The following is a 12,991-nucleotide window of genomic DNA, read 5'->3' as shown; positions in this document are numbered from 1 at the left end:
TATTTCGGATTTACGATTTACGATTTCGGATTTCCGTTTCGGGATTTAGAGTTTAGGATTTATATTTTAGGATTTAGTAATTAGAATTTAGGATTTGATCAAACGGGCAATAAACGGTTTTACAACGGCATGGAAAGGCTTATCCCTTACCATCAGGGCCTTGTTTGCCTCAAATGCCAAAAGGCAGGTAACGCCCATCACCAACGATAATTACTTCCATCAGCAAAATAATACTAATACCATCCAGTACCCTAAACAGGAACTGCCCGTGCCCGAGGTTGGCCGTTATCAACTGGATGTGGAGATAGACGACTGTATCGTGTGCGACCTTTGCGCCAAAATTTGCCCGGTAAACTGTATCACCATCGAGTCCATAAAATCTACCGAGGGCAGCATCGGCGAAACATCCGACGGGTCTAAGAAACTGCTTTACGCCGCCCAGTTTGACATTGATATGGCCAAGTGCATGTACTGCGGGCTGTGTACCATTGTGTGCCCAACAGAGTGTATTGTGATGACTAACGAGTACGATAAAACGGTATTTGACCTAAGCAATCTTACCTACGAGTTTTCGGATATGTCGCCAGAACTTGCTGCCGAAAAACGCGACCTGCTGGAACGCCAGACCGCCGAAAAGCAAGCCGCCAAATTAGCTGCCATGAAGGCAAGGGAGGGCGGAGCGTGAGTTTAGTACAAGTGATGTTTTACCTGATGGCGTTTGTAACGCTGGGCTCGGCATTGGTGGTAGCTGCTGGCAAAAATTTGGTGCGCAGCATCTTTATGTTCTTCGTAACGCTGTTTGGCCTCGCCGGGTTATACGTAATAGCCTTGGCCGATTTTGTGGCCGTTACCCAAATTGTAATTTATGTAGGCGGTGTTTTGGTACTGATACTGTTCGCCTTTATGCTTTCGGGCAAGGATGCTTTGGCTACCGCGGAACAACAGAAGACTAAGTTTATAAGTCTGCATAATTTGCCGGCGTTTATACTGGCCGCACTGTTTTTAGTAGTGATGCTTAACGTGGTTTTTAAAGCGGACATCAACAACCTACCCTGGATAAAAACAGCCATCGTTACAAAAAATATAGTGCCGGTGAATGGGACAGGTATCAACGATATTGGCGTAAGTTTGATGACGCGCTACCTGCTGCCGTTCGAGGTGATCTCGGTATTGCTGATGATAGCCCTGGTTGGCGCGGCGCATTTGTCCAGAAAGGAGCCGGTAGAAGCATGATAGGTTTGCAGGATTTTATGCTGGTGAGCGTGGTGCTGTTTTGCATCGGGCTGTTTATCATCGTATCAAAAAAGAACGCGATACAAATATTGATAGGGATAGAGTTGATGCTTAACGCCGCCATTTTAAACCTGGTAGCATTTGGCAAGTATGATAGGATAAATAACGGCGGGCAGGTGTTCGCGCTGTTCGCCATCGTTTTGGCGGCTGCTACCACAGCGGTTGCGCTGGCTATAATATTGAACGTTTATCGCCGTTACAAAACCATAGATCCTGATAAAATAAACCAGTTAAAAGATTAAGATATGAAGAAGTTAATTGTTGTTTGCGCGTTGTTCTTGTCGGTTGGCGCTATGGCGCAAAAGCCCGATACAACAAAAAAGGAGATCACTACTATTAACGGCTTTACCAATAATAATTTGCCCCCGTTGGTGATAGTTGATGGCGTGAAATATAAAGGCGATATAAAAAGCATCGACCCAAAAAGTATTGAACAGATGGAGGTGTTAAAATCTTCATCGGCAACATCTATATATGGCGCGGAGGGTTTGAATGGGGTAATATTGATCACTACCAAGAAAAATAAAGGGAGTATCAACCTGTTATCTAAACCAACTGCAGCGGCTAAATCAGATACTGCTAAAATAAACCCGTTGTACATTATTGATGGTAAAAAATCGACCGCCGCAGGCATGCAAAGCTTAATTCCCCAGGATATCGATAATATCTCGGTTCTGAAAGACGCGTCGGCAACTTCCATATATGGCCCTGCAGGTAAAAACGGGGTTGTGATCATAGTTACCAAAGCCTATAAGAAAGAGCATGCTGCTAAGAAAGCAGAAACCGAAAGACAAGGGAAAAACTAAAATGAAGAAACTGCTTTTAATAATGCTGATGTTAATTACCGTAGGCGCTTTTGCGCAGCGGAAGAAGCATGCATCAAAAAAGAAGGCGAAGCAAAGCACCAGGCACACAAAAAAACGCTCGTCGAGACACCGCTCAAGCGGGAGTGAAGCCCGGGTAGAAGAAACTGTTGAGGAAGAGGAGCGGGTAGCTTATCCGTTTTTCTCGGTAGATAGTGTCACCAAAAAACTGGTGCTGAAAGACCCGCCCGAAGAACGCGACCGCCCGTTTGTTATGGTAAACGATAACGTTTACAACGGCCGCCTGCAAGACCTAAAACCCGAGAGCATCCTGGATATATCGGTCATCAAGCCAAAAGGTGCTAAAATGATGTACGGCCAAAAGGCTGCTGCCGGTGCGCTCATCGTTAAAACGAAACAAGCCTTGCCTGCTGATCTGCCGGGTACTTTGCTGCCTTTGCCCAAACAACAGGTTAATCAAAAGGGATTTGTGCTGAATGAGGAGGTGAGCTACGGCAAACTATCAGATATCGATACCGCTACTATCCTGAAGATGGATACGCTGATCCAGCCAAAATTTGCCGGCTCGAAAGATAATGATACCACGGTAAACGTCACCACCAAAAAGTACGGTACCAAGCTATACCAATGGAAATTTGGAACATTATCCAAGGCTTATAAATCGTACATCCGCTCGCGACGGGGCAACGATGCCAACGTGGTTTACCTGTTGCCAAACGGTATCGAACTGACGGGCGCCAACAAACTTGACCTTTTTGAACAGGCCACCAAAGCAGATATAAAAGGGGCAACCTTTACCGGCCCCCGCGGAACCCGCAAGAACCGCCAACCCGCGACATTAGTAATTGAACTAAACCAAGCGGCAAACTGATGAAAAGGTTACTGGTTATATTATTGGTTTTTATAACGTTTGCTGCTTTTGGACAGGTGAACAAAGATACTGCAGGTGCGGTATTTATCATCCACGACGCGCCTATTGCTAAAAGTAAGCCACTATATGTAATCGATGGTCGACTCACAAAAGTGCAACCCCAATTTAAAGAGGCAGATCTTTTAGAAGTTTATATAGTAAGTAATAAAAACGCGGTTAAGGAATATGGTGAAAAGGCAAATGATGGCGCAATTATTATCGTAACAAAAAAATGGGGCATTGAAACGTATCAAAAAAAGTTTGCCGGTTTCTCAAAAGAATACAGTTCATATTTGATAGCTAACGCAGGAGATGACAGCAGATTAATGTATGTATTGTCTACTGATGGAAGTGTTTTGGCTGCTAAGAATATAGACAGCCAACGGAAACTATATAGTCTCCCTGCCTCGGATATTGAAAGTATTACTTTCGAAAAAGAGTCTGAAAACGGGTTGGGCATAAAGCCGGCAATTGTCAGGATTAATATTAAAGCAAAAACTAAAATTTGAACCCAACCTTACCAAATACCGATGTACAAACCGTAACTCTTGCAATACTTGCAGTGGCGTTGCCTTTTGCTGCCTTTTTGGTAAACTTTTTACTGTTGGGTAAAAGCAAGGCGTCGGGCTGGGTATCTACGCTGGCTATTGGGGCAAGCACGGTACTTGCCGCCAATGTGTTCTTAAAAATTTGGGGCAACCACACCATTCACGCGCAGCAGGTTTGGTTTACTATTGGGGCCACCAAAGTACAAGCGGGTGTTTTGCTTAATAATTTATCGGTGCTGATGTTGCTGCTGGTATCGGTGATCGCGCTGCCGGTGCATATCTACTCTACCGCTTACATGAAGGATGATGACGGTTACAGCCGTTACTTCCGCTATTTAAGTCTGTTTTGCTTTAGTATGCTGGCGCTGGTAGTGGTAGATAATTTGATACTGCTGTATGCCTTTTGGGAGATGGTGGGCTTTTCGTCTTACCTGCTTATCGGTTTCTGGTTCACCCGCAACAGTGCGGTAATAGCCAACAAAAAAGCTTTTATTATGAACAGGATAGGGGATATCGGTTTGCTTACCGCTATCATTATCCTGTACACCCAATTCAATACTTTTGATATAGAAGCCCTGTTCGGGTCAAAGGGGTTGATCGCCAATGCCACCATCGCCAACGGCGAATGGACAAGTGCAGTTAACCACATCCCGGCTACGTATCAGTACATCGCCTTTGGCGGCATCTTCCTGGCCGTGGCTGCAAAATCGGCACAGTTCCCGTTACATACCTGGCTACCCGATGCCATGGAGGGGCCAACCTCGGTTTCGGCGTTGATCCACGCGGCTACCATGGTGGCGGCAGGGGTGTTTTTGTTAGGCAGGTTTTACCCCATGTTTAACGATACCGAGCTAACCGTACTGGCGGTTATCGGTTGTTTTACCGCGTTTATGGCGGCAACCATCGCCCTTACGCAAAACGACTTAAAACGGATCTTAGCATATTCCACCATATCGCAATTGGGCTTTATGGTGATGGCGATGGGGGTGGGGGCATATGCTTCGTCGCTGTTCCATTTGGTAACGCATGCGTTTTTTAAGTGCCTGCTGTTTTTGGTAGCGGGGATCGTTATCCACCAAATGAAACATATTAAGGACGATAACAACCTCGATATCGACCCGCAAAATATCCTGCACATGGGTGGCCTGCGCAAAAAACTGCCGCTAACATTTATCGCCACGTTAATAGGTGGTTTGGCGTTGGCCGGTTTACCTTTAACATCCGGTTACCTGTCTAAAGACGGCATCCTGATACAGGCCTTCGACTGGAGCGACGACAAGCCATTCCTGCTGAAACTGGTCCCATACTTTGCCCTGCTGACCAGCTGGCTTACAGCGTTCTACATCGCAAGGCTCATCGTTAAAGTTTTCTTTGGCGATTTCCGCCTGCAAAAGGTGAACCCGCATATTCACATTCACATGGGTGATGGCGGCTGGCAATACAAACTGCCGCTGGTGTTTTTGGCGCTGTGCTGTTTGTTCCCGGTGTTTAGTTACAGCCCTGTGTTTTACGAGGATGCCTGGCTGTACAAAGGCTTCCTGCTCACTAATATCTTCGCCCGCGAAAACCTGTACCATGTGCTTGTCCCCCTTATTGTGGTTATTTTAAGTGTGGTGGTGATGTACGGCGCGTTCGTGATCTATGTAAAACGCAATACATGGTCGTTCCCGCAAAAGGGGCTGTTGTTCCGTATCTCGTTTAACGAATGGTATATCGATAGGTTTTATAACCGTGTTATTGTACGTTTTGTAATTTGGTTGAGCAATGCCCTGTACTGGTTCGATAAAAAAGTGGTAGACGGCTTTGTAAATTCACTCGAAAAAGTGGGCAGGGCCATAGCCGGGGTTGCCGCCTGGTTCGATAAAAACATTGTAGACGGACTGTTGCATTTGGTGGCCGGCGTGGTACATGGCATTGGCGGTTTTGCCCGTCGTTTTCAAAGCGGTAAAATTCAATATTATTTATACAGCATGCTTTTAGTGCTGATCACCGTATTTATTTTAAAACTGATCTGGACCTGATGAATATATTAACCCTGCTCATTTTTACCCCAATTTTGTTTGGCTTAGTTATTCTGCTGCTGCCGTCTTCGCTGCGCGCCAGTTTTAAATATATCACGCTTGCGGCTACTTTTTTGCAGCTGTGTTTCAGCATTTACATTTACCTGCATTTCCAGACAGGGGCGGCACACGCGGGCATCAACCACGAGGGCCAGTTCCAGTTCGTGCAAAAGCTCCCGTGGATAAGCCTCGACCTGGGCAGCGCAGGTAAAATGCAAATAGAATATTTTGTGGGGATAGACGGCATTTCCGTAACGCTGCTGGTGATGACCTCGCTGGTAATGGTAATAGCCGCCGTTGCATCGTGGGAAATAAAGAGCAACCTAAAAGGTTTCTTCGCGCTATTTTTGCTGTTGGATATGGCCGTTATCGGCGTTTTCTGCGCATTGGATTTCTTCCTTTTTTATACTTTTTACGAACTAATGCTGTTGCCGCTATACTTCCTGATAGGGATGTGGGGCGGTGCCAGGCGCGAGTACGCGGCTATCAAATTTTTCTTGTACACGCTGTTTGGTTCGGTGTTTATGTTGCTGGTTATGGTGGGTTTATACCTGTCGGTGAAAGACCCGGTTACAGGCAGCCACACCTTCAATATGATCCACATGATGAACCCGGCTAATTATATCGATGGGTCGGTATTCTCGGTACTTAGCAACGCCACCATACTGGGCATGCCTGCGCGTACTGTGGGCTTTGTGGTGCTGTTCATCGCTTTTGCCATTAAAGTGCCGGTAGTGCCATTGCACACATGGCTGCCAGACGCGCACGTGGAAGCGCCAACCCCGGTATCTATTATCCTTGCAGGTATCCTGCTAAAAATTGGTGGTTACGGGATCATCCGCATCTGCATGGGCATCTTCCCGGAAGTTGCCTTATCGGTCGCTTTCTGGTTAGGATTATTAGGGGTGATCTCCATATTATACGGCGCATTTAACGCCCTTGCCCAGCGCGATCTGAAACGCATGATCGCCTATTCGTCGGTATCACACATGGGGTTTGTATTGTTAGGCCTTGCCTCCAACACGGCCGAAGGTATCAGCGGCGCGGTGCTGCAAATGGTGAGCCACGGCTTTTTATCAACCATGCTGTTCTTCCTGGTAGGCGTCATCTACAACCGGGTACACGACAGGGATATTTACAATTTCCGCGGGTTAGGCACGCTGATGCCGCGCTATACGGTTTATGTAATGGTGGCGTTTTTTGCCTCGTTAGGTCTGCCGGGCTTCTCGGCTTTTGTGGCCGAAGCATTTACTTTAGCTGGGGCATTTAAATCACACTCGGTAAACGGCTTGCTACCCTACTGGATGGCCATTTGCGGCTCGGTGGGCATCTTACTGAGCGCGGCCTACTTCCTGTGGACCTTACAACGTATGTTCTTCGGCACCGTTTCCCTAAAAGGCGGCGACGTTTGGAAGACAGCCCTAACAGATGTCAACTTCCGCGAAACGGCAACCCTGCTGCCGCTGGCATTAATCGCCTTACTGTTGGGCATCCTGCCATCGCTGGTATTGGGTAAGGTGAATGATTCGGTACTGGCGCTGGTGCAATTTATACAGGCAAAATAATTAACCAACGTAGCGGTGGGTATAAGTAACGATGGGTATAAACCCATCGCTAAAAAGTGAATTTAAAAATAACTTTAAAAATTAGAATTGATAAATAGCAATGGGTTTCATACCCATCGCTATAAAAATGATATATATATATATAATATGCCCCGTACTTATTCTGCCGTTTGGGTACACCTGATTTGGTCTACAAAAAATCGTGAACCGATCTTAACTATTGACTTACGGAAAGAACTTTTTCAGGTTATCAGATCAATAGCTTCAGATTATGAAATATATATCGACTGCATTAATGGCATTGAAGACCATATACATTTATTAGTAAGATTAAGAACCGACCAATCAATAGCGGAGGTCGTAAAAACAATAAAAGGCAGTTCGTGGGAGCACTTTAAAGATCAACCCGAAAAGTATATTATGTGGCAAGATGGGTTCGCCGTATTTTCGGTAAGCCCGGATAGCCTCAAAAAAGTCCGCAATTACATATTTAATCAGGTAAAGCATCATCAGAATAAAGATTTTAATCTGAATTAAAGGAAATAAAAGAATCAATAAACAAATCTTAATTATTTCGACACAGGTTTATGGAAAACTTATGGCTTGCGCATCATACAGGTAAAATTAAATATCATGACTAAAAAGTTATTATTTATTGCCTGCCTGTTCATCAGCCTTACCCATATCGCTAATGCGGATGACTCCCAAAAGATCGTATCGAAAGTGCAAAAGGTTACCCTGTTTTTAAACGGGGCGCAAGTAACCCGCACATCGCCCGTTAATGTGGTGCCGGGTACGTCGACTTTAGTTTTCGAGAATATCTCGCCCGGTATAGATGTGCAAAGCATCCAGGTGCGTGCTGCCGGCGATTTTACCATCTTATCGGTAAAGCACGAGCTGAACTACCTGAACGAGCAAGCCAAACAAAAGCATGTAGACGAATTGCAGGCCCAGCAAAAAGTCCTGAATGATAAAATATCGCTGCTAAACTATTCGCTCACCATCAACCAGGAAGAATACAATATGCTGGTGAAAAACCAGGTGGTAAGCGGCCAAAACAGCAACCTGGATGTGCTAAAGTTAAAGCAGGCGCTGGATTACCAAACCATTCGCCTTACCGAAATTAAAAAAAAGGAACAACTGATAAACAACCAGGTAGCCGATCTTAACGTGCAGCAGCAACGTTACGCTAAGCAAATTAACGAGATAGTAAGAGGCAGCAGCACGGTTACCAGTAATATATTGGTAACGGTTTCAGCTAAGGTAGCTTTGCAATCGCAGTTTACGCTTACCTACCTGGTTAACAATGCCAACTGGTTCCCTACTTACGATATCAGGGCTAAAAATGTGAACAGCCCCATTACCATATCATACAAAGCAAATGTGAGGCAGCAAAGCGGCGAGGATTGGAAAAACGTAAAACTTACCCTATCTACCGGTAACCCAACGGTTAGCGGTGGCAAGCCCGAGCTTAGCCCATATTACTTAACCTATGGCATGTACTACAGCGGCCAGCAATCGGCTATTACTAAAGTAACGGGCCAAGTAATTGGCCAGGATGACCGCTTGCCAATTGCGGGTGCATCCATCCGTGTAAAGGGAACATCTATAGGGGCGCAAACAGATGCCGCGGGTAACTATTCTATCCAGGTACCAAACAGCAGCGCAATTTTAGAGTACAGCTACATCGGGTACGAAAAAACGGAACGGACCGCCCAGTCGGTTTTAAATATTGGCCTCAAAGCAGCGGCTAATACGTTGAATGAAGTTGTGGTGGTGGGATATAGCTCGGAGGATAAACAAACTTCATCAGCAGTACAAAAGCTACAAGGTAAAGTGGCAGGGGTTAATATCCGTGGCGCTGCCAGCATCCAATCTAACCCAATTGAAGTGCAACAAGTAGAAAACCAAACCAATGTGGAGTTTAACATTGCCAACCCATACACGGTGCCAAGCGATGGCAAACAATACCTGGTAGAGATAAACGAAGTAAGCACCGACGCCATCTACCAATACTTTGTGGCACCTAAATTAAGTACCGATGTATTCCTTACCGCGCGCATTACGGATTGGAACAAATACAACTTTTTATCGGGCGAAGCCAACCTGTTTTTCGAGGGCACGTTCATAGGTAAATCGTTGATTGATACCCACGCCACTGCCGATACCTTAAATTTATCGTTAGGTACCGATAAAAATATTGTAGTAACCCGTACCTTGCAAAAAGATTTGACCGGGAAACAAGGCTTCGGCTCCAACAAAAAAGAAACCCGCGACTGGCTCATCACCGTGAAAAACCGTAAGAACCAGCCCGTGAATTTATTGGTGGAAGACCAGGTGCCGGTATCGCAAAACTCAGGCATCGAGGTAGAAACGCAGGACGTGAGCGGCGCGCAGGTGGATAAGCTTAGCGGCAAACTATCGTGGAGCCTAAGCCTGAAACCTTTGGACGAGAAACAATTACATTTAAAATACCAGGTTAAATATCCAAAAAACCAGTTAGTTATAGTACAATAAAATAAATGAAGGATCTGTTACCGGAAGTTACCACCCAGTTAAACGAAGTATTACGCGGCCTGCGCTTTTTTGTGCCCGAGTTGTATTTAACCGCCTTGTTTATTTTGGTGCTGGTGACAGATCTTTTATTCGGCAAGCGGTCGGCAGCGTTGTGTCGCGCGGTGGCAACGGGGGGGATGATGCTGGTAATTGTACAGGTCATCAGCCAAAAATTGAGCCTTAACGCTAACGACACCGCCCGTTTTTTTGGCGGTATGTTGATGCTGCACCACACAGGCATCGTTTTTAAACTGATCATAGATGTGCTGGCGATGATGCTGCTATTCTATTTTGCCTGTGATAAAAAACTGGCATCGCATAAAAAAGGATTGTCGGACCTGTACACCATTGTCATCGGTTCCGTACTGGGCTTGCATTTAATGGCGATGGCGGTAAACCTGTTATCTATTTACCTTGCTATCGAAATGGTTTCCCTTGCATCGTACCTGCTTACGGCTTACCATTCGGGCAATGCCAAAAGTACAGAGGCGGGGTTAAAATATGTGCTGTTTGGCGCGGCGGCATCGGCGGTAATGCTGTATGGCATCTCGCTTATTTATGCCTATTGCGGTACGCTGGATATCTTCTCGCGCGAGATGCAGGAAGGGCTCATCCAGGTGAACCACTTAAGTGTATCGTTCGCGCTCACGCTGATCTTACTGGGCATTGGGTTTAAACTGTCGCTGGTGCCGGCGCATTTTTACGTGCCGGATGTTTACGAAGGCGCGGCGACCCCGGTAACTGCATACCTATCAACCTTGCCAAAAATAGCGGGCTTTGCCTTGCTGGTAAATTTTGTAACACCATTCATCACCTCCAGCGGGATGTATATCAACTGGGCGGGGCTAAACTTTAGGTTGGTGCTATCTGCCGTGGGTATTGTAACTATGGTGGTGGGTAATTTCGCGGCGGTTTGGCAAAATAGTGTGAAACGGATGCTGGCCTACTCGGGCATTGCGCATACAGGCTTTGCTTTGATGGCCGTGGTAACTTTTAGCGGGCAAGGGTTGACAGCCTTAACCTACTACCTGTTTGTTTACGGCCTGGCAAACATCGCCGCGCTAATGCTTGCCAATTACTTTGAAAATAACGAAGGCATCACCAACATTAGCGATTATAAAGGCCTGGGCTTTAAATACCCACTGGCATCTGTTTGTTTTGTGGTAGTACTTATCTCGCTAACGGGTATCCCCATCAGCGCGGGTTTTACGGGGAAGGTGGTGGTGTTTTCTGCAGTGTATGGCGTGTATCAGCAAACGCATGATGTCTGGCTGATGGCCTTGCTGATAACCGGCGCGGTCACCACCGTGGTAGGTTTATTTTATTACATCAAAATCCCGCTTAACTTATTCTTAAAACGCACCGAAATTATCCCGAACGAAATTCCGTATTCGCGTAATTTGGTAATTTTTTCTTCGGTTATTGCATTATTGCTAATAATATTCGGACTTATCCCCGATAAATTGATAAACTTATTGTAATTGTTTCATTTTTTATAAAATGTCTACTAAAATTGTATAAATTGAGGCCGTTTTAATAAATGGTTTTTAATTTGATATGAAGCGTTACTTTCCTTTCCTCGTCATCCTGGTAATTTTATCACTTACGTTTATTTTTCCATCCGTAGAATACGATAAAAACATAAAATCTAACTTCAATACCGGGGATATCGCCTGGATGTTGATGTCTACGGCCCTGGTTTTAATTATGACCCCCGGCCTTGCCTTTTTTTACGGCGGAATGGTGAATAAAAAGAATGTAATCTCTACAATGCTGCAAAGTATTGTGTGTATGGTTATCATTACCGTGCTTTGGGGCATATTTGGTTTCAGTTTAGCCTTCGGTAAAAGCATTGGCGGCGTAATTGGCAACCCATCTACTTTTTTTATGATGAAAGGGATGCTGGGAAATGCCAGCTGGCCCGCCGCGCCAACAATCCCTTTGTTATTATTTGCCATGTACCAATTAAAGTTCGCCATTATAACCCCGGCGCTAATAACCGGTGCCTTTGCAGAGCGCATCCGTTTCAACTCGTACATTATATTTTTGGTGCTATTTTCCATATTTATCTTTTCGCCATTGGCACATGCCACCTGGCACCCGGATGGCTTATTGGCTAAACTTGGCGTGTTAGATTTTGCAGGCGGCACGGTAGTACACATGTCGGCAGGTTGGGCGGCTTTGGCGTCGGCCCTGTTCCTGAAACGCCGTAACGAGGCCAACCACGCCCCGGCACGCATCACCTATGTAATGATAGGTACAGGGTTGCTATGGTTTGGCTGGTTTGGCTTTAACGCGGGCTCGGCATTTGGCGCGAACCATTTGGCGGTAACTGCTTTGGCAACAAGCACAACAGCATCTGCCGCGGCGGGTGTAACGTGGATCTTTTTTGACATGCTGCGCGGCCGCAAACCATCGGCTATGGGCACCTGTATTGGTGCGGTAGTGGGTTTGGTAGCCATAACCCCGGCAGCAGGTTTTGTGAGTGTGCCACACTCGCTGGCCATCGGTATTATATCTGCCGTGGTGAGTAACCTGGTTGTAGAATGGCGCACCCGCACCACTATCGACGATACTTTAGACGTATTCCCCTGCCATGGTGTAGGCGGTATGGTGGGTATGCTGCTAACCGGCGTATTTGCCAACCACAACGTAAACCCCGCCAATGTAACCGGCGACGGCCTTTTCTTCGGCCATACCCATTTGTTTTTCATCCAGCTATTCGCGCTGGTAGCCACATCACTTTTCTCATTCTTCGGGTCGGTAATATTGCTAAAAGTTACCGATATGATCTCACCTCTGCGTGTATCAAAAGAAGATGAAGTTGTAGGTTTGGATATCAGCCAGCACGGGGAGAGGTTGTAGGATAACTCACCCCGCGGCACTTCGTGCGCGACCCTCTCTGCTGCGCAAAGAGGGTTGGAAGAAAAATAATTCTGAAACCCTCTTTCCGCGCAGCGATGAGAGGGTGGTCGAGCGAAGCAATGACCGGGTGAGTAAATAGCCTGCTTGATATTTTAGCGGGATATGGGGCGATTTCCCAGTATCTTTTGAACCTGGGCTCATATCCGTTACAACTCCTCATTTCGGCCTGCCGGTAGGGGCCGCCCTGCATTCCGGGGTTTCCACTGCTATCCCTATCGCGGTTTTCTGAACCGGGATTTAAGGGATTTTCCAGATCAAAGAATTTTTCTTTTGTAGCAATGGGTTTAAAACCCTCGCTATTGTTTTAGAC

Annotated in this window: 12 protein-coding genes; all 12 read left to right on the top strand. The window is 46.1% G+C overall.

Annotated elements, in window-relative coordinates; all coding sequences use genetic code 11:
* Positions 1-94: 94 nt before the first annotated feature.
* The 12 genes from ABIB39_RS17060 to ABIB39_RS17005 all read left to right on the top strand — a co-directional run bounded on the left by ABIB39_RS17060 (position 95) and on the right by ABIB39_RS17005 (position 12,621).
* Complete coding sequence (locus tag ABIB39_RS17060; RefSeq protein WP_354431384.1) at positions 95-685, top strand: NuoI/complex I 23 kDa subunit family protein; 591 nt, start codon at positions 95-97, stop codon at positions 683-685.
* On the top strand, positions 682-1,233 hold the full coding sequence (locus ABIB39_RS17055) for an NADH-quinone oxidoreductase subunit J family protein (RefSeq protein ID WP_354431383.1): 552 nt from the start codon (positions 682-684) through the stop codon (positions 1,231-1,233). The genes ABIB39_RS17060 and ABIB39_RS17055 overlap by 4 nt, the downstream gene beginning before the upstream one ends.
* On the top strand, positions 1,230-1,535 hold the full coding sequence (gene nuoK, locus ABIB39_RS17050; RefSeq protein ID WP_354431382.1) for an NADH-quinone oxidoreductase subunit NuoK: 306 nt from the start codon (positions 1,230-1,232) through the stop codon (positions 1,533-1,535). The genes ABIB39_RS17055 and nuoK overlap by 4 nt, the downstream gene beginning before the upstream one ends.
* 3 nt (positions 1,536-1,538) lie before the next feature.
* Positions 1,539-2,099 (top strand): TonB-dependent receptor plug domain-containing protein, encoded by a 561-nt coding sequence (locus tag ABIB39_RS17045; RefSeq protein ID WP_354431381.1) that lies wholly within the window; start codon positions 1,539-1,541, stop codon positions 2,097-2,099.
* Between the two features lies 1 nt (position 2,100).
* Positions 2,101-2,988: a hypothetical protein gene (locus ABIB39_RS17040; protein WP_354431380.1), complete on the top strand. Its 888-nt coding sequence runs from the start codon at positions 2,101-2,103 to the stop codon at positions 2,986-2,988.
* On the top strand, positions 2,988-3,536 hold the full coding sequence (locus ABIB39_RS17035) for a hypothetical protein (protein ID WP_354431379.1): 549 nt from the start codon (positions 2,988-2,990) through the stop codon (positions 3,534-3,536). Before ABIB39_RS17040 ends, ABIB39_RS17035 begins: the two co-directional genes overlap by 1 nt.
* Positions 3,533-5,596 carry an NADH-quinone oxidoreductase subunit 5 family protein gene (locus ABIB39_RS17030; RefSeq protein WP_354431378.1) on the top strand — a complete coding sequence of 688 codons (2,064 nt, stop codon included), beginning with the start codon at positions 3,533-3,535 and terminating at the stop codon, positions 5,594-5,596. The genes ABIB39_RS17035 and ABIB39_RS17030 overlap by 4 nt, the downstream gene beginning before the upstream one ends.
* Positions 5,596-7,200, top strand: a complete 1,605-nt coding sequence (locus ABIB39_RS17025; RefSeq protein ID WP_354431377.1) for a complex I subunit 4 family protein — start codon at positions 5,596-5,598, stop codon at positions 7,198-7,200. The genes ABIB39_RS17030 and ABIB39_RS17025 overlap by 1 nt, the downstream gene beginning before the upstream one ends.
* A 147-nt stretch (positions 7,201-7,347) precedes the next feature.
* The gene (gene tnpA / locus ABIB39_RS17020; protein WP_354431376.1) at positions 7,348-7,737 is read left to right on the top strand and encodes an IS200/IS605 family transposase; all 390 of its coding nucleotides are present in this window, start codon (positions 7,348-7,350) and stop codon (positions 7,735-7,737) included.
* A gap of 96 nt (positions 7,738-7,833) precedes the next feature.
* Positions 7,834-9,717, top strand: a complete 1,884-nt coding sequence (locus ABIB39_RS17015; RefSeq protein WP_354431375.1) for a DUF4139 domain-containing protein — start codon at positions 7,834-7,836, stop codon at positions 9,715-9,717.
* Positions 9,718-9,722: 5 nt separating this feature from the next.
* On the top strand, positions 9,723-11,237 hold the full coding sequence (locus ABIB39_RS17010) for an NADH-quinone oxidoreductase subunit N (protein WP_354431374.1): 1,515 nt from the start codon (positions 9,723-9,725) through the stop codon (positions 11,235-11,237).
* A gap of 76 nt (positions 11,238-11,313) precedes the next feature.
* A complete protein-coding gene (locus tag ABIB39_RS17005) occupies positions 11,314-12,621 on the top strand; it encodes an ammonium transporter (RefSeq protein WP_354431373.1) in 1,308 nt (435 codons plus the stop codon).
* The last annotated feature ends 370 nt before the right edge of the window (positions 12,622-12,991 follow it).

Source organism: Mucilaginibacter sp. UYP27, from assembly GCF_040547175.1.
Taxonomy (GTDB): Bacteria; Bacteroidota; Bacteroidia; order Sphingobacteriales; family Sphingobacteriaceae; genus Mucilaginibacter.
This window is presented reverse-complemented; position numbering and strand designations above follow the sequence as displayed.

Bases quoted from the DNA above. Each gene is read 5' to 3' on its own strand.
- nuoK (WP_354431382.1), top strand. From the start codon at position 1,230: ATGATAGGTTTGCAGGATTTTATGCTGGTGAGCGTGGTGCTGTTTTGC.
- ABIB39_RS17045 (WP_354431381.1), top strand. From the start codon at position 1,539: ATGAAGAAGTTAATTGTTGTTTGCGCGTTGTTCTTGTCGGTTGGCGCT.
- ABIB39_RS17040 (WP_354431380.1), top strand. From the start codon at position 2,101: ATGAAGAAACTGCTTTTAATAATGCTGATGTTAATTACCGTAGGCGCT.
- ABIB39_RS17035 (WP_354431379.1), top strand. From the start codon at position 2,988: ATGAAAAGGTTACTGGTTATATTATTGGTTTTTATAACGTTTGCTGCT.
- ABIB39_RS17025 (WP_354431377.1), top strand. From the start codon at position 5,596: ATGAATATATTAACCCTGCTCATTTTTACCCCAATTTTGTTTGGCTTA.
- tnpA (WP_354431376.1), top strand. From the start codon at position 7,348: ATGCCCCGTACTTATTCTGCCGTTTGGGTACACCTGATTTGGTCTACA.
- ABIB39_RS17015 (WP_354431375.1), top strand. From the start codon at position 7,834: ATGACTAAAAAGTTATTATTTATTGCCTGCCTGTTCATCAGCCTTACC.
- ABIB39_RS17010 (WP_354431374.1), top strand. From the start codon at position 9,723: ATGAAGGATCTGTTACCGGAAGTTACCACCCAGTTAAACGAAGTATTA.
- ABIB39_RS17005 (WP_354431373.1), top strand. From the start codon at position 11,314: ATGAAGCGTTACTTTCCTTTCCTCGTCATCCTGGTAATTTTATCACTT.